Genomic DNA, 15,873 nt, shown 5'->3' with positions numbered 1-15,873 from the left:
CTAGTCCTCGCCCTGCCCCCAGGCCTGGCGTACACGGGCCATGAGCGCCGCAGTCGAACCGTCGTGGGCGACGGCTGCCACGCGGTCTTCGAGCTCGCCCTGCAGCTGGCCGGCCATGGTCTTGCCCAATTCCACGCCCCATTGATCGAAGCTGTTGATATCCCAGATCACGCCCTGCACGAACACCTTGTGCTCGTAGGCGGCTAGCAGCGCGCCCAGATGATGAGCATCCACGCGCGCCATGAGGATGGTCGAACTGGGGCGATTGCCGTCGAAGCGGCGGGCCGCGAGGCGCTGTTGCAGCGCTTCGCCTTCCAGACCCTCATCCGCCAGTTCCGCGGCCAGGGCCTGGCTATCGCGACCACACATCAAGGCTTCGGCCTGGGCCAGGCAATTGGCCACGCGCTGGCGCTCGCGCTCGTCGACGCCTGCCTGGGCGTCGGATAGCGGCAGCACGAAATCCACATCGGCGGCCAATACCCCCTGATGGAGCATCTGGAAGTAGGCATGCTGGGCATTGGTGCCCACGCTGCCCCAGATCGCCGGCACCGTATCCACCCCGGCGCTATGACCATCGCGGGTCACGCTCTTGCCGTTGCTTTCCATTTCCAGCTGCTGCAGATAGGCCGGCAGCTCGGCAAGCCGTTGTGCATAGGGCACTACCACATGGCTGGGCAGGCCCAGGAAATTGATATTCCATATGCCGACCAGCGCGAGCGCGGCCGGCAGGTTTTCGCCGAGCGGCGCCTGCTTGAAATGCGTATCCATCGCATGGGCGCCGGCCAGCAACGACTCGAAGACCTCGTTACCCAGGCCCAGCGCGATCGACAGGCCGACTGCAGACCACAACGAAAACCGTCCGCCAACCCAGTCCCAGAAACCGAACATGCGCTCAATGCCGAATGCCTGAACCGCCTCGGCGTTGGTCGATACGGCCACGAAATGACGGGCGATATCGGCCTCGCCAGCGCCCTGGTCGAGCAGCCACTGGCGCGCGACGCCGGCGTTGGCCAGGGTTTCGGCGGTGGTGAACGATTTCGACGTCACCACGAACAGCGTCTGTGCGGCGTCCAGATGCGCAAGCGTATCGTCGAGATCGGCCGGATCGACATTGGCCACGAAATGACAGCGCACGCGCGGGCCCTGGTCCGCCAGGGCTTCGTAAACCAGCCGCGGGCCGAGATCCGAGCCGCCGATGCCGATATTGACCACATCGCGAATCGGTGCGCCGGAATAGCCGGTCCACTGGCCGGAACGCACCGCATCGACGAAATCCGCCATATCGGCACGTACGCGATGCACGTCTTCGCACAGGGGCGCATCGGCCGGCTGGCGCAACGCAACATGCCAGGCTGCGCGTGCTTCGCTGGTGTTGATGGGCGCGCCGGCGAACAGGCCGTCGCGCATTTCGTAAAAACCGCGGCTTTCCGCCAGTTCTTCGAGCGCGGCGACCACGCGCGCATCGAGACGCTGCTTGGAGAAGTCGAGGGTCAGCCCGGCGGCTTCACGGGTAAAGCGCGCGGCGCGTTGGGCGTCGTTGTCGAACATCGTGTCCACGCGCGCGTGTTCGAGCCGCGCGGCCAGTTCACCCAGTTCGCGCCAGGCCGGCTTGTCGCGTAGATCACTCATGCCGATCGCCGACCGTGAGAACGGTACGGCGCCTGGCTAGGCCGCCTGCACCGGGATGGCGTTGCGCGTATGCGTGACCTGGTTGTGCTCGTCGAGATAGATCAGACGCGGCTTGTGCGCATGGGCTTCGCCTTCGGGCATACGTGCATAGGCACAAATGATCAGTCGATCACCGGGGCTTGCCTTGTGGGCCGCCGCGCCGTTGACCGAGATCACCCGCGAACCGGACTCCGCGCTGATGGCATAGGTCGAGAAACGCTCGCCGTTGGTGACGTTGTAAATCTCGATCTGTTCATACGGGAAAATGCCCGCCGCATCCAGCAGATCGGAATCAATCGCGCAGGAGCCTTCATAATCGAGCTCGGCGTGCGTGGTGCAGGCCCGATGAAGTTTTGCCTTGAGAAGCGTCACTTGCATGACAGTTTCCTGTAATCGTAAAAACGAAGGGAATAAGACTAGGGAATAGGACCAAAGCCTAACGAAAAACGCCGCGTTCGACTACTGGGCCACGTCCGCCGCGACCGTCTCGACGGCGATGTTGTCGATCAGCCGGGCACGACCAAGAAAGGCCGCGGCGAGCACACGGAATGCATTCATATCGGCACGCGGTGCAATGAGTTCAGGCGAGCGGATCTCGAAATAGTCGGCTTCCAGCCCGGCGTCAGCCAATAGCGCGCGTGCGCGCGCCTCGAGCGCGGCGAAATCGCGATCGCCGGCCAGCAGGCGCTGTTTGCAATCCTCGAGCGCCGCCGCCAATGCCGGCGCACGGGCCCGTTCGTCGGCCTCGAGATACTGATTACGCGACGACAGTGCCAAGCCATCGGCTTCGCGCACGGTGGGCACACCGACGATGTCGACGTTCATGCACAGATCCTCGACCAGGCGCCGAATGACCGCGAGCTGCTGAAAATCCTTCTCGCCGAAGAAAGCACGATGCGGGCAAACGAGATTGAGCAGTTTGGTCACCACCGTAGCCACGCCCTCGAAATGCCCCGGCCGTCGGCTGCCACAGAGCATATCGGTAATGCCCTGCACGCGCACCGTGGTCGCCGTGGTACCGCCGTGCGGATACATCTGATCCACACTCGGCGCGAACACGGCATCGGCGCCGGCGTCTTCGAGCGCGAGGATATCGGCTTCGAGCGTGCGCGGGTAGCTGTCGAGATCCTCGTTCGGGCCAAATTGCAGCGGGTTGACGAAGATACTCACCACCACGTGCTCGCAGGCCGCACGGGCGGCAGCCACCAGCGCCAGATGGCCGGCATGAAGGTTGCCCATGGTCGGCACCAGGCCGACTTTGCCGCCGGCCCGGCTGCGCCATTCACGAAGCGCATGCGCCGTGTGGAGTCGCTGCATCGCGGGACTGCCCGTGGTTAGGAAAATGCGTGCTCGGGGCCGGGATAGCGGCCGTTCTTGACCTCGGCCACATAGTCGGTGACCGCGGCATCGAGGGTATCGGCGCTATCCATGTAATTCTTCACGAAGCGCGGTTTGCGGCCCGGCGACAACCCAAGGATGTCGTAGATGACCAGAATCTGGCCGTCGGTATCCGGCCCGGCGCCGATGCCGATGACCGGCACGCTGGCGTTGGCGGTGATCTCGGCACCCAGCGCCGAGGGCACGCATTCCAGCAGAATCACGTCCGCGCCCGACTCTTCGAGCAGCTTGGCATCGCGGATCATGGTTTCGGCCGCATCACCGCGGCCCTGCACCTTGAAGCCGCCCATCTTGTGCACCAGCTGCGGCTGCAGGCCGATATGCGCACACACCGGCACGCCGCGCATCGACAGATGCTCGATGGTATCGGCCTGAATCTCGCCGCCTTCGAACTTGACCATCTGGGCCATGCCCTCGCCCATCAGCCGGCGCGAGGTTTCCAGCGCATCGTGCTTGGTGCCATAGGACAGAAACGGCAGATCGGTCATCAGAAAGGCGCGCGACAGCCCGGCCGCAGTGATCCGGCTGTGATAGACCATATCGTCAACGGTCACCGGCACGGTGGTGGAATTGCCCTGTACCACCATGCCCAGCGAGTCGCCCACCAGTACGACATCCACACCGGCGCGATCCTCGAGCGCGGCGAAGCTGGCGTCGTAGGCGGTCAGGCAGGCGATCTTCTCGCCCTCGGCCTTCATGCGCGCCAAATCGGAAACCGTGACGGGTTTGGCGTCACGCTGTTGCAGATGCGGATAAGGACTGGTCTTCATGGCGCGGGACTATACCAAAGACGGGTTGACATGCGTCGAGTCCCGCGCCGATCAGCCGCTGGACGCGGCCTGATCGAGCACCACATGGCGCTGATCGCCGGTCAGCGCATCCACCAGCGCGCGATAGTCGCCGTCGCTGGCCACCAGGTCGAGCGCGGCGGCATCGACACGAATCAGGCGGGTCGCCCCGTATTGGGCAAAAAAGTCGCGATAGGCCGCCACCACGCGATACAGATAATCTTCGGTGAGTCCGCGCTCGGCCGGGCGGTCGCGCTTGGCAATACGCCGGGTGAGCACCGCGACCGGCGCATCCAGATAGACCACGCAGTCCGGCGTGGGCGCGGCCCAGGCCAGGCGCGCATAAATCTCCTCGTAGAGCGCAAGTTCCGCGCCCGAGAGCGTCAGGCGCGCAAACAGCGGATCCTTGTCGAACATGAAATCGGCAATACAGCCACGCTCGAACAGATCAACCTGACGCAGCGTATCGATCTGGCGCGCCCGCTGGAGCAGAAACGACAGCTGGGCGGCCAGTGCGTTGGCCGCCGGATTGTCGTAGAAGGCCGCCAGGAAAGGATTGTCTTCCGGGGCCTCGCGCAGTTCGCGCGCGCCCAGCGTGGCGGCCAGACGGGCGGCAAGCGTGCTCTTGCCGACGCCGATCGGCCCTTCGATGGCGATATAGGCACCGGCCTTCATGCGCAGTCCCAGCGTTCGACACCCTGGCGATCGACGCCGGCCACCCGATCGACCACCCGCCCGTAGCCTTCAAGCACCAGCGCGGGCGCGATCTCGGCCAGCGGCACGAGCACGAAGCCACGCTCGAAAGCCCGCGGATGCGGCAGTTGCAGGGCGGGATCGTGACAGCGCATATCGTCGTAGGCCAGCAGATCCAGATCGAGCGTACGCGCGCCCCAGCGCACGTCACGCACACGGCCATGTTCGGCCTCGATGGCATGCATCCGATCGAGCAACGCGCGCGCGCTGACTGTCGTCGCAAGGGCCGCGCAGGCATTACAGAACATGGGCTGGCCGGGTGGCCCGCCCACCGGCAGCGTGCGATAGAACGACGACACCGCCAGAATGTGTACCTGCGGCGTACGGCCGAGCGTATCGAGCGCACGGGTCAGCTGATCGGCCGGCGATTGCAGATTGCTACCCAGCCCGATCCAGGCCACGCTCACACGTGGCGTATCGCGGCTCGTCTCAAGCGGTTTCACTACGACGGCGACGCCCGCCACGGCGGCGTTTGCGCGGCTTGCTCGGCGCCGCCCCACCGGAGCCCGGAGCCGGCGTGGACGGGTCGTTCTGAGCCAGCGTCCACCAATCGGCCAGTTCCTGTTCGACTTCGCCGACCGCCGCGCGCAGCAATAGAAAATCGTAGGCAGCACGAAAACGCGGATGCGCGATCAGCCGCGATGGCTGCTTGCCGCGCCGGCGGTGAAAACGCGGCTGCAGATGCCAGATTTCGCGCATGGGAATAGAAAAGCGCTTGGGAATCGATACCCGCTGAATCTGTTGGCCCACGACCTCGCTCTGGGCGCTGGCCAATGCCGGCGCAGGCGCCATGCCGTCGCGTTCGAGCATGGCCGCATGCTCGCGTACTGCCGGCCACAGCAGCGCCGCGAACAAAAAGGCGGGCGTAACCGACTTGCCGGCTTCGATACGCGCGGCAGTATTGGTAATCGCCTGCTCGATGAGGGCTTCGCTGGCCGCGCCCGAAGGCGAATCCAGCACCGCCGCGGTCTGAGCGAACATGGGCGCGAACAGCCCGTATTCGCGCAGCATGCGAAACACGCGCGCGCCGGCCGGGTTCATGAGCAGCTTGAGCACTTCGTCGAACATGCGTGCAGCCGGCACATCGGCCAGCAGACCCACCAGCTCGCGCGGCGGGCGCGCGGGTTCGTCGATGGTCAGGCCCAGTTTGGCGGCAATACGCACTGCCCGAATCATGCGCACCGGGTCTTCGCGATAGCGCACGGCCGGGTCGCCGATCAAGCGTAGCCGGCAGGCCGCGACATCGTCCATGCCGCCGACATAGTCGTGTACGCAATCGTCGGCGATATCGTAATAGAGACCGTTGATGGCGAAATCGCGCCGGCGGGCATCTTCGGCGATCGAACCGAATACGTTGTCGCGTAGCACCCGTCCGGCGTCGTCGAGCTCGCGGGTATCGGCATCGGGATCGGACGCGCCGGGATCGGCCCGAAACGTCGACACTTCGACGATTTCGCGGCCGAAGCGCACATGGGCGATACGAAAACGCCGGCCGATCAACCGTGCCTTGCGACCGAACACTTCCACTACCTGTTCGGGCTCGGCGTCGGTGGCCACGTCGAAGTCCTTGGGCGGTACGCCCAGCAGCAGGTCGCGTACGGCGCCCCCGACCAGACAGGCCCGAAAACCCGCCGCGTGCAAGCCTTCGAGCGTGTCGAGCGCCGCTCGACTGATCTGTTCACGCGCGATGCCGTGCTCGTGCGCTTCGATAACGCGTAACTCGTTGATGATATCGCCCCGTTAAAAGACTGGAATTGGTTTGGCCCAAGGGCCGGATGATGTGTCGTGCGCGCGAGACATCAATAGTGCTTGGCTGCCTAGTTTACAACGGTTGCGCGCCCGCCTGCTTTGCGGGCTGCTAAGCTCGGCGGCTGTTGCCGCTTGTCAATGGGCTCGAACCGCCATGAAATACAGCGAATATGTTCAACATGATGGCCTGGGCCTGGCCCGCCTGGTCGCCGAGCGCCAGGTCTCGCCGGCCGATCTGCTCGCGCTCGCCCGCGCACGCCTGGCCGAGATCAATCCCGCGTTAAACGCGGTGATCCATCGCATGGACACGATCGCCGACGAGCGCGCGCAGGCGCCGGTGGACGGGCCATTCGCGGGTGTACCGTTTTTGATCAAGGATCTGTTCCAGGACTATGCGGGCGTGGCCAGTGGCTACGGCAATGCCGCGCTCAAGCGCGCCGGTTTCAAACCCGCCGAACATGCCGAGATCACGCGGCGTTTCATCGCCAGCGGCGTGAATATCTTCGGCAAGACCAATACCCCCGAGTTCGGTGCCAAGGGCGTAACCGAACCCGAGGCATTCGGTATTACCCGCAACCCCTGGCATAGCGACCACACACCCGGCGGCTCGTCGGGCGGCTCGGCCGCAGCGGTGGCGGCCGGCGTGGTGCCCATGGCGGGGGCCAACGACGGCGGCGGCTCGATTCGTATCCCTGCAGCCTGTTGTGGCCTGTTCGGCCTCAAGCCCGGGCGGGCGCGCGTACCCGGTGGGCCCGAGCGCAGCGATTTGATGCACGGCGCAGCGGTCGATCATGTACTCACCCGCTCGGTACGCGACAGCGCGGCCATGCTCGATGCCATCGCCGGCTACGAAAAAGGCGCGATCGTGCGCCTGCATGAGCCGGAGGCCGGTTATTTGACCGCGATCGAAACCCCGCCCGCACCGCTTCGAATCGGTGTGCTCGATAGCTCGCCGCTGGATATACCACTGCATACAGAAGCACTGGCCGCGCTCGAAACCACCACCGAACTGCTGGAATCGCTCGGCCACACGGTCGAACGGGCCGCTCCCGCCATCGACGGCCTGCAGCTCGGGCGCGATTTTCTATCCATGTGGTTCGTGCAGATGGCCCGCCAGATGGATGACGTGCGTGCGCGTACGGGCGCGGCGGCCAACGAATTCGAGCTGGACACCCGTGCCATGGCCCATGTTGGGCGTGCATTTTCGGCCACCGAGTATATGGATGCGTTCGAGCGCTGGCGCGGTTATCGCCATGCGCTGGCCGAATTTCATGCCGAATACGACCTGCTGCTTACCCCGACGCTCGCCAACCCGCCGGCGCGTATCGGTGAAGCAGCCACGCCCAAGTGGCAGCAGATCGCGCTCCGCCCGCTGCTGCGCCTGCCCAGCGCCCGCGCCTTGATTCGCTCGGGCATTGTCGAACAGATCGCGCGTGAGAACCTCAAGCATGTGCCGTTCACACAGCTGGCCAATCTCACCGGCGTGCCGGCCATGTCGGTGCCATTACACATGACGCCGCAGGGCCTGCCGCTGGGCAGCCAGTTCGTGGGCGAACCCGGTAGCGAAGCGCTGCTGCTGCGTCTGGCGGCCCAGCTGGAAACCGCCGCACCCTGGTTCGATCGCCTGCCGGCTGTCGGAGGGCGGTAATGGCGCTATCGGCCTATCCTGCCGGGCTGATCCGGCGTATCGCCGCTGGCGTTTACGATCTGTTCCTTCTGGTCGGCCTGTTGCTGCTGGCCGGGCTCGCCCTGCTGCCGTTCAATCACGGCCATGCCGTGGACGGAACCAACCCCTGGGTACGGCTGTATTTCCTGTTCGTGCCCTATCTGTTCTTCTCGTGGTTCTGGATGCACGGCGGCCAGACACTGGGCATGAAGGCCTGGCGCATGCAGCTGCGCAACCACGACGGCGGCCCGGTGGCCTGGCATCAGGCGATTCTGCGTTATATCGCCGCTTGGGTGTCGTGGCTTTCGATCGTGGGCATGCTCTGGTGTCTGGTCGATGCGCAGCGTCGCAGCCTGCAGGATATCGTCAGCCGCACCGAGCTCATCGTTCAGCCCAAGCCGGACTGAACGCCGCCGGCACAGGTTCTAATCCAGACGCCGCATCCACACGAACGTGCCGATCGCCAGCAACGCGGTCGGCAGGCTCGCGGCCAGCCAGGGCGGCACGCCATAAACCGGGCCGGTCGCCGCCACGATCTCGTTGACCAGAAAGAACACCAGGCCGATCAGCCCGCCCACGAACAGGCGCTGGCCGGCACTGGCACTGCGTAGCGAGCCGAAGGCGAACGGCAGCGCGAACACCACCAGCACCCAGACCGTGATCGGGTTGACGATATTGCGCCACAACGCCAGCCGATAGTCCTCGGCATTGATATCGTTGCGGTCGAGATAGTCGATATAGCGCCACAACCCGGGGCTGGATAGCTCGCTGGGCTCGGTCACCGCCAGCTTGAGCACGTCGGCATCGATATCGATGGGGATCGCCAGCGTCTTCGGCGTGCCGGTCTCGGTGGAATCTTCGTTGATCGTGGTGAATTTCGGCGTATCGAGCACGAGCTGGCCATCGCGCAAGGTCGCATGCGGCGCTGTGAGCGCCTCCTGCAGGCGGCCGTCACTGTCCATGCGAAACACGTCGATGCCGTCGATGCCGCCGCCGGGCAAGGTGCCGTCGATACGGACCACGATATTGTCCTGGCGCAGCCACAGGCCGTCTTCAATCGAGTCCGCGATGCGGCCATGGCGTGCCTGTTCGCGTAATGCATCGGCCGCGCGCACCCCGGCCGGTCCGCCGTATTCACCCACCGCCAGCGACAACAAGGCCAGCACGATCCCGGCGATCGATACCGACACCGCCAACCTGCGCATGGACATGCCCGAAGCGCGCACCACGATCAATTCACTGCCCGCCGCCAACGCGCCCAGCGCAAGCAGCGCACCCAGCAGCGCCACCACTGGCATAACCAGATAGATATCGCTCGGCATCTTGAGCAGGGTATAGATCACGGCCTGCAAAATGCCGAAATTGCCGTCACCGATATTGTCGGCCTCGCCGATGAAAACCGACAGCGCAACCAGCGCGGCCACCACCAGCGCCACCACGGCGGTGGCCACGAGAATCGTGCGGCTGATATAGCGATCGATCAGCTTCATGGGTTTGTCTCCAGGCCCCGGCGCCGCGCGAACAGGCCGTTCTCACGCGCGATCATCACCAGCGCGGCCGCCAGAGCGAGCGCATGCACCCACCACAGGCCGAGCGCCGCCGGCAGCGTGGCGTCCTCGACAGCCACGGCCGCCAGATGCACCGCGTTGATATAGATGACATAAACCAGCACACCGGCAATCACGCGCCCGTAGCGGCCCGCGCGCGGCGGCACCCGGCCCAGCGGCAGCGCGATGAGGGTGAGAATGAGTATGGACAACGGTACCGACAGGCGCTGCTGCCACTCGGCCACGGCTTTGGGGTCGTCGCTTTGCATGAGCGCTATCGTGGCGCGTGTATCGACATCGTCGCTTTGCTTGCCGGTGGGCGGGGCCAGCTGCACGCCGTGTTCGGAGAACTGGATTACCCGATAGTCGGCCGCGCCGGGGTTGCCTTCATAGCGCCAGCCGTCGTCGAGAATCAGTGTGACCGCGCCGGTATCATCGTCGATTTGCTGGCGTGCGCGATCGGCGGTGACAATGGTCTGACTCGGCGGGCCCTGCTCGGACTTGCGTAGTACGCGAATGAACACGTCGCGCAGATTGTCATCGCCATCGCGTTTTTCGGCGTAGAACACGGCATCGCCATCGAGAAAAGTCCGAAAGCGGCCGGGCTCCAGGGTCTGAAGCACCGTGGTCGCGCCTTCGGCCCCAACGCGCGCCAGGGCGCGTTCGGCATGGGGTGCGGCAACAATGGACATTACACCGGCAAACACCGCCACCAACGCCGCGCCGACCAAAAATGGTGCATACAGCACGCGCAGCCCGGCACCACCGGCGAACAATGCCGCCATTTCGTTATCGCGGCACAAGCGCCCGAGCGTTAGCAGCACGCCGAGCAGTACCGAGACAGGCAGAACGATTTCGAGATTTTCGACCAGCTTGAACAGCGCCAGTTCAAGAACCGTGTTCACCGGTAGCTCGCCTGCCGCGGCGTCGGCGATGAAGCGCGCGAACCCCAGGCCGAGGGTAAGAAATACCAATACGCCGGCAACGACCAGCCAGGTGCGGCTGACCTCGGCGAACAAATAACGAAATATTATACCGGGCATCACAGGCACGAACGGTTTGGCTGACGCAATAGTTTAGTATTAGCGGTAGTCGTCCCGGCGGGGGTGATTTTTTCGCCGCTTTCTGTAAACTGCGCGGCCACCCGATTACCGAGCGCCAAAGCGTATGCCGTACACAACCATTGAACGGGCATGAACCGCAGACGCTTTGCGCAGTCTGAACTTACAGCCTTGCAGGAGTAGTCCATGGAATATCTCGTCAAAAGTGGCAGCCCGGAAAAACAGCGTGTTGGCTGCGTGGTGGTCGGTATCTTCGATCGCCGCAAGCCTTCAACGCAAGCCGAGGCGCTCGACGAGGCCAGCGGCGGCTTGATCGCATCCGTCATGCGCCGCGGCGACATGGACGGCAAACTCGGCCAGACCACGCTTTTGCATGGTCTCGACGATCTGTTCTGCGATCGTATCCTGCTGGTGGGATGCGGCAAGGAACGCGACTTCAACGTGCGTTCCTATCGCAAGGCCTGTCAGGCCGCCGCCAAGGAACTGGATGCGATGGGCGGCGTCGATGCCGCCATCTATCTGACCGAGCTCAACGTGCGCGGTCGTGACGATTTCGCTTGGCAGGTCAAGCAGGCGCTGCTGACCTTCGAGGACGGCTTCTATCGTTTCGAAGCCTGTCGTGGGCCCGGCTACGAAAAACACAGCCGCAAGCTCTCGCGTATCGTCTTCCAGGTGCCACGGCGCTCGGATCTGCCGGCGGCCGAACGCGGCGTGGACGAAGGCGTGGCCACGGCCAATGGCGTGAAGTTCGCCAAGGATCTCGGCAACATGCCGGGCAACATCTGCACGCCGAGCTATCTCGCCGAACAGGCGGTCGCCCTGGCCGATGCGCAGAAGAGCATCAAGACCAACGTGCTTGAAGAAGCCGACATGGAATCGCTGGGCATGGGCGCGCTGCTGGGCGTATCCCGCGGTTCGCGCCAGCCTGCCAAGCTGATCGTCATGGAATACATGGCCGGGCCGAAGAACGCCAAGCCGATCGTGCTCGTGGGCAAGGGCGTGACGTTTGATGCCGGCGGCATCAGCATCAAGCCGGGTGCCGGCATGGACGAGATGAAATACGACATGGGCGGCGCGGCCAGCGTATTCGGCGCGGTTCAGGCGGCTGCCGAACTGGGCCTGCCGATCAACGTCGTGGGCGTAATCCCGGCGACCGAAAACCTGCCCGATGGCAACGCTTACAAGCCCGGTGACATCCTCACCAGCATGTCCGGCCAGACCATCGAAGTGCTCAACACCGACGCCGAAGGCCGCCTGGCGCTGGCCGATGCGCTGACCTATGTCGAGCGCAACTACCAGCCCGATGCCGTGGTCGACATGGCCACGCTCACCGGCGCCTGCGTGGTCGCCCTGGGTTCGCATGCCGCCGGCCTGTGGTCCAACAACAGCCCGCTGCGCCGCAGCCTGCGTGATGCCGGCGACCTGGTCGGCGATCGCGCCTGGCCGATGCCGCTCTGGGAAGACTATCAGTCGCAGCTGGACTCCAACTTTGCCGACATGGCGAATGTGGGCGGCAAGGAAGCCGGCTCCATCACGGCGGCGAGTTTCCTGCATCGCTTCGCGCGCAAGCTGCGCTGGGCGCATCTGGATATCGCGGGCGTAGCCTGGAACTCCGGCAAGGAGAAAGGCGCGACCGGCCGCCCGGTGGGCCTGCTGGTTCAGTATCTGATCGAGCGCGCGAATGCGGGCAGCGCCTGATCGGCGCCCGGCGAGCGGCCGGCTGTTTTCCGAGCACGAAAACAGCCGGCGCTGAGCGCGCCGGCCCTACCAGCGACGCCGGGGTTTGTTCGTGACCGAAGTCTTCTTCTATATTCTGGAAGACGAAGCCGATGACGCGAGTGCGCGTTTTGCCTGTCGCCTGACCGAGAAGGCCCACGAAAACGGCCACCGCGTGTATCTGCATGTGGCCGACGACGAGGCGGCCCAGGCGCTCGACGCCCTGCTCTGGGTGTTTCGTCAGGGCAGTTTCGTGCCGCATGCCACGACGGCCACGCTTGAAAGCGACGACGAACTCACCCCCGTGGTCATCGGCAGCGGTGAACCGCCGCCGGGTTTCGATGACATGCTGGTCAATCTCGGCGGCGATGTCGGCGGTTTCTTTTCGCGTTTTGCCCGCCACAACGAAATCGTCGCCCCCGCGGATGTCGATCACGCGCGCGCGCGGTATCGTTTCTACAAGGATCGCGGCTACGCCCTGACCACGCACAAGATCGCGGCAAGCTAGCGCTTTTTTTCAACCAACGAACGACAGGCCCGGATAGCGGGCTAAAGGCTTTTGGGATGGCAGAGCTGGACAAGACCTTCGACCCCCATACCATTGAGGCGCGCTGGTACCCCGTCTGGGAAGAGCGCGGCTATTTCGCGCCCGATTACGACGCGCCGGGCGAGCCCTACTGCATCATGCTGCCGCCGCCCAATGTCACCGGCAGCCTGCATATGGGCCATGCCTTCCAGCACACGCTCATGGATGCGCTGACCCGCTATCACCGCATGCTCGGCGACCCGACGCTCTGGCAGCCGGGCACCGACCATGCCGGCATCGCTACCCAGATGCTCGTCGAGCGCAAGGTGGAAGCTCAGGGCGAATCCCGCCATGGGCTGGGCCGCGAAGCTTTTACTGATCGCATCTGGGACTGGAAAGCCGAATCCGGCGGTCATATCACCCGCCAGATGCGCCGGCTCGGCACCTCCGTCGACTGGTCGCGCGAACGCTTCACCATGGACGAGGGCCTGTCCGAGGCGGTGCGCGATACCTTCGTCGCCCTCTACGACAAGGGCCTGATCTATCGCGGCCAGCGGCTGGTGAACTGGGACCCGGTGCTGGATACCGCCGTCTCCGATCTGGAAGTGGAGAACGCCGAAGTCGCCGGCCATATGTGGCACTTCAAGTATCCGCTGGAAAACGGTGCCACCTACGAGTATGTAGAAACCGACGAAGACGGTAACGAAACCTTTCGCGAAACCCGCGACTATATTTCGATTGCCACCACCCGCCCGGAAACCATGCTCGGCGACGGCGCGATCGCCGTACACCCGGACGATTCACGCTATGCCCCCATCGTGGGCCTGCGCTGCGAAATCCCGGTGGGTCCGGAGGCCCAGCGGCGCCTGATTCCGATCATCACCGATGAATACCCGGACCCGGATTTCGGCTCCGGCGCGGTCAAGATTACCGGCGCACACGACTTCAACGACTATGAAGTCGCCAAGCGCAACGCCATTCCCATGTACCGGCTCATGGACAGCAAGGCCGCGCTGCGCGTCGACGGCGAAGCCTACGAACAGGCCGCCGCACGCGCGGCGGAGATCGTGGCCAGCGGCACCACACCGAACGCGGTCGATGTGGATGCGATCAACCTCGTGCCCGACGAATACCGCGGGCTGGATCGCTACGAAGCCCGCCGGCGGATCGTCGAGGCCATCGACCGCGAAGGCCTGATTATCACGGTCGAAGACAAGCCGATCATGCAGCCGTACGGCGATCGCTCCGGCGACGTGATCGAGCCGATGCTCACCAACCAGTGGTTCGTGGACGCCAAGACGCTGGCCAAGCCGGCGATCGAGGCGGTCGAAACCGGGCGTATCAAGTTCGTGCCCGGCAACTGGGACAAGACCTATTACGAATGGATGCGCAACATTCAGGACTGGTGTATCTCGCGCCAGCTCTGGTGGGGCCATCGTATTCCGGCCTGGTACGACGCCGACGGCAAGATCTATGTCGGCAAGTCCGAGGCCGACGTCCGGGAAAAACACGGACTGGGCGCCGAGGTCACGCTTACCCAGGACGAAGACGTGCTCGATACCTGGTTCTCCGCGGGGCTGTGGCCGTTCTCCACGCTCGGCTGGCCCGAACAGACCCGGGCACTTGAGACGTTCTACCCGACCTCGGTGCTGGTTACCGGCTTCGACATCATCTTCTTCTGGGTCGCCCGGATGATCATGATGGGCCTGGAATTCATGGATGACGTGCCGTTTCGCGAGGTCTATGTGCACGGGCTGGTGCGCGACTCGGACGGCGCCAAGATGTCCAAGTCCAAGGGCAACGTGCTCGACCCGATCGATCTGATCGACGGCATCGACCTGGAATCGCTGGTGGCCAAGCGCACCGCGAACATGATGCAGCCGCAAAAAGCCAAGGCCATCGAAAAAGCCACCCGCAAGGCCTTCCCGGACGGCATCGCCGCCCATGGCACCGACGCGTTGCGCTTTACCTTTGCCGCCCTGGCCTCTCCCGGTCGCGATATCCGTTTCGACCTGGGGCGCGTCGAGGGCTATCGCAACTTCTGCAACAAGCTGTGGAACGCCGCGCGTTTCACCCTCATGCAGATTCCCGAAGGCTATACGCCCGCGGACGACGACGCGGTGGAACTCTCCCAGGCGGATCGCTGGATCATGTCGCGCCTGCAGCGCGTCGAGCGCGAGGTCACTACGCAGTTCGATAACTATCGTTTCGATCTCGCGGCCAAGGCGATCCACGATTTCATCTGGCACTACTTCTGCGACTGGTATCTGGAGCTGATCAAGCCGGTGCTGTCGGGCGAATCCAGCGAGGCAGCCAAGGCCGGCACGCGCCGCACCCTGCTGCGCACACTGGAAGCCACCCTGCGGCTGGCGCATCCGCTCATGCCCTTCATCACCGAGGAAATCTGGCAGCGCGTGGCCCCGCTGGCACGCGGCGAAGCGCTCGCCAGCGACGGCGAGAGCATTTCCGTGCAGCCGTTCCCGCGCGCCGACACTACGCGTATCAACGACGACGCCGAGGCCGAAATCGACTGGCTGCGCGATGTGATCGCCGGCCTGCGTACGATTCGCGGCGAAATGGATATCGCCCCCAGCCAGCCCATGCCGGTGATGGTCGCCAATGTCAGCGACAGCGATCGCCAGCGTCTGTCCGACCATCGCGCGGCGATCGATTTTCTTGCCCGCGTCGAATCCATCGATGAAATCACGGTCGAAGACGCGCCCGATTCCGCCACCGCCCTGGTTGGCGAAATGCAACTTCGGGTGCCGCTGGCCGGTCTGATCGACAAGGAAGCCGAACTCGCCCGCCTGGACAAACGCCTTGCCAAGCTGGAGAAGGACCTCGCCGGCATTCGCGGTCGACTGGCCAGCGAATCGTTCGTGGCCAAGGCGCCGGCCGATGTCGTGGCCAAGGCCCGCGAACAACAGGCCAGCGTCGAACGCGAGGCCAGCGAGCTCGCCGAACAACGCGCGCGCATCGCGGCCTTGTAGCGCGTCCACCG

At 64.5% G+C, this 15,873-nt stretch carries 14 protein-coding genes; 5 read left to right on the top strand and 9 right to left on the bottom strand.

Annotated elements, in window-relative coordinates; genetic code table 11:
* The 7 genes from pgi to pcnB all read right to left on the bottom strand — a co-directional run bounded on the left by pgi (nt 1) and on the right by pcnB (nt 6,296).
* Nucleotides 1–1,629: a glucose-6-phosphate isomerase gene (gene pgi, locus S4A8_RS13130; protein ID WP_353220488.1), complete on the bottom strand. Its 1,629-nt coding sequence runs from the start codon at nt 1,627–1,629 to the stop codon at nt 1–3.
* A gap of 36 nt (nt 1,630–1,665) precedes the next feature.
* Nucleotides 1,666–2,046, bottom strand: a complete 381-nt coding sequence (gene panD / locus S4A8_RS13125; protein ID WP_353177749.1) for an aspartate 1-decarboxylase — start codon at nt 2,044–2,046, stop codon at nt 1,666–1,668.
* Nucleotides 2,047–2,127: 81 nt separating this feature from the next.
* Nucleotides 2,128–2,985, bottom strand: coding sequence for a pantoate--beta-alanine ligase (gene panC, locus S4A8_RS13120; RefSeq protein ID WP_353177747.1), 858 nt, complete (start codon nt 2,983–2,985; stop codon nt 2,128–2,130).
* A gap of 17 nt (nt 2,986–3,002) precedes the next feature.
* Nucleotides 3,003–3,836: a 3-methyl-2-oxobutanoate hydroxymethyltransferase gene (panB, locus tag S4A8_RS13115; RefSeq protein WP_353177745.1), complete on the bottom strand. Its 834-nt coding sequence runs from the start codon at nt 3,834–3,836 to the stop codon at nt 3,003–3,005.
* Nucleotides 3,837–3,887: 51 nt separating this feature from the next.
* Complete coding sequence (locus S4A8_RS13110) at nt 3,888–4,529, bottom strand: deoxynucleoside kinase (RefSeq protein ID WP_353177744.1); 642 nt, start codon at nt 4,527–4,529, stop codon at nt 3,888–3,890.
* A complete protein-coding gene (gene folK / locus S4A8_RS13105) occupies nt 4,526–5,050 on the bottom strand; it encodes a 2-amino-4-hydroxy-6-hydroxymethyldihydropteridine diphosphokinase (RefSeq protein ID WP_353177743.1) in 525 nt (174 codons plus the stop codon). Before folK ends, S4A8_RS13110 begins: the two co-directional genes overlap by 4 nt.
* Nucleotides 5,037–6,296, bottom strand: a complete 1,260-nt coding sequence (pcnB, locus tag S4A8_RS13100) for a polynucleotide adenylyltransferase PcnB (protein ID WP_502950741.1) — start codon at nt 6,294–6,296, stop codon at nt 5,037–5,039. The genes folK and pcnB overlap by 14 nt, the downstream gene beginning before the upstream one ends.
* Before the next feature lie 214 nt (nt 6,297–6,510).
* Between pcnB and S4A8_RS13095 the strand changes: the two genes are divergently transcribed.
* Both S4A8_RS13095 and S4A8_RS13090 read left to right on the top strand, forming a co-directional pair.
* Nucleotides 6,511–8,004 carry an amidase gene (locus S4A8_RS13095; protein WP_353220487.1) on the top strand — a complete coding sequence of 498 codons (1,494 nt, stop codon included), beginning with the start codon at nt 6,511–6,513 and terminating at the stop codon, nt 8,002–8,004.
* Nucleotides 8,004–8,429 carry an RDD family protein gene (locus tag S4A8_RS13090; protein ID WP_353177739.1) on the top strand — a complete coding sequence of 142 codons (426 nt, stop codon included), beginning with the start codon at nt 8,004–8,006 and terminating at the stop codon, nt 8,427–8,429. Before S4A8_RS13095 ends, S4A8_RS13090 begins: the two co-directional genes overlap by 1 nt.
* An 18-nt stretch (nt 8,430–8,447) precedes the next feature.
* Here the strand turns inward: S4A8_RS13090 and lptG are convergent, their stop codons facing one another.
* Together lptG and lptF are read right to left on the bottom strand one after the other, a co-directional pair.
* Complete coding sequence (gene lptG, locus S4A8_RS13085) at nt 8,448–9,512, bottom strand: LPS export ABC transporter permease LptG (protein ID WP_353220486.1); 1,065 nt, start codon at nt 9,510–9,512, stop codon at nt 8,448–8,450.
* Nucleotides 9,509–10,612 (bottom strand): LPS export ABC transporter permease LptF, encoded by a 1,104-nt coding sequence (gene lptF, locus S4A8_RS13080; protein WP_353177736.1) that lies wholly within the window; start codon nt 10,610–10,612, stop codon nt 9,509–9,511. Before lptF ends, lptG begins: the two co-directional genes overlap by 4 nt.
* Before the next feature lie 204 nt (nt 10,613–10,816).
* On the opposite strand from lptF, the gene S4A8_RS13075 reads away from it, so the two are divergent.
* The 3 genes from S4A8_RS13075 (at nt 10,817) to S4A8_RS13065 (ending at nt 15,862) form a co-directional block, all read left to right on the top strand.
* Nucleotides 10,817–12,328, top strand: a complete 1,512-nt coding sequence (locus S4A8_RS13075; RefSeq protein ID WP_353220485.1) for a leucyl aminopeptidase — start codon at nt 10,817–10,819, stop codon at nt 12,326–12,328.
* Between the two features lie 91 nt (nt 12,329–12,419).
* Nucleotides 12,420–12,854: a DNA polymerase III subunit chi gene (locus tag S4A8_RS13070; RefSeq protein ID WP_353220484.1), complete on the top strand. Its 435-nt coding sequence runs from the start codon at nt 12,420–12,422 to the stop codon at nt 12,852–12,854.
* A gap of 56 nt (nt 12,855–12,910) precedes the next feature.
* Nucleotides 12,911–15,862: a valine--tRNA ligase gene (locus S4A8_RS13065; protein ID WP_353220483.1), complete on the top strand. Its 2,952-nt coding sequence runs from the start codon at nt 12,911–12,913 to the stop codon at nt 15,860–15,862.
* The last annotated feature ends 11 nt before the right edge of the window (nt 15,863–15,873 follow it).

Source organism: Salinisphaera sp. S4-8, from assembly GCF_040361235.1.
GTDB lineage: Bacteria > Pseudomonadota > Gammaproteobacteria > Nevskiales > Salinisphaeraceae > Salinisphaera.
The sequence above is the reverse complement of the archived record's forward strand: the minus strand, read 5'-3'. Positions and strand labels throughout refer to the sequence as shown.

Coding starts and splice junctions, on each gene's coding strand:
- pgi (WP_353220488.1), bottom strand. CDS start 1,629: ATGAGTGATCTACGCGACAAGCCGGCCTGGCGCGAACTGGGTGAACTG.
- panD (WP_353177749.1), bottom strand. CDS start 2,046: ATGCAAGTGACGCTTCTCAAGGCAAAACTTCATCGGGCCTGCACCACG.
- panC (WP_353177747.1), bottom strand. CDS start 2,985: ATGCAGCGACTCCACACGGCGCATGCGCTTCGTGAATGGCGCAGCCGG.
- panB (WP_353177745.1), bottom strand. CDS start 3,836: ATGAAGACCAGTCCTTATCCGCATCTGCAACAGCGTGACGCCAAACCC.
- S4A8_RS13110 (WP_353177744.1), bottom strand. CDS start 4,529: ATGAAGGCCGGTGCCTATATCGCCATCGAAGGGCCGATCGGCGTCGGC.
- S4A8_RS13095 (WP_353220487.1), top strand. CDS start 6,511: ATGAAATACAGCGAATATGTTCAACATGATGGCCTGGGCCTGGCCCGC.
- S4A8_RS13090 (WP_353177739.1), top strand. CDS start 8,004: ATGGCGCTATCGGCCTATCCTGCCGGGCTGATCCGGCGTATCGCCGCT.
- lptG (WP_353220486.1), bottom strand. CDS start 9,512: ATGAAGCTGATCGATCGCTATATCAGCCGCACGATTCTCGTGGCCACC.
- lptF (WP_353177736.1), bottom strand. CDS start 10,612: ATGCCCGGTATAATATTTCGTTATTTGTTCGCCGAGGTCAGCCGCACC.
- S4A8_RS13075 (WP_353220485.1), top strand. CDS start 10,817: ATGGAATATCTCGTCAAAAGTGGCAGCCCGGAAAAACAGCGTGTTGGC.
- S4A8_RS13065 (WP_353220483.1), top strand. CDS start 12,911: ATGGCAGAGCTGGACAAGACCTTCGACCCCCATACCATTGAGGCGCGC.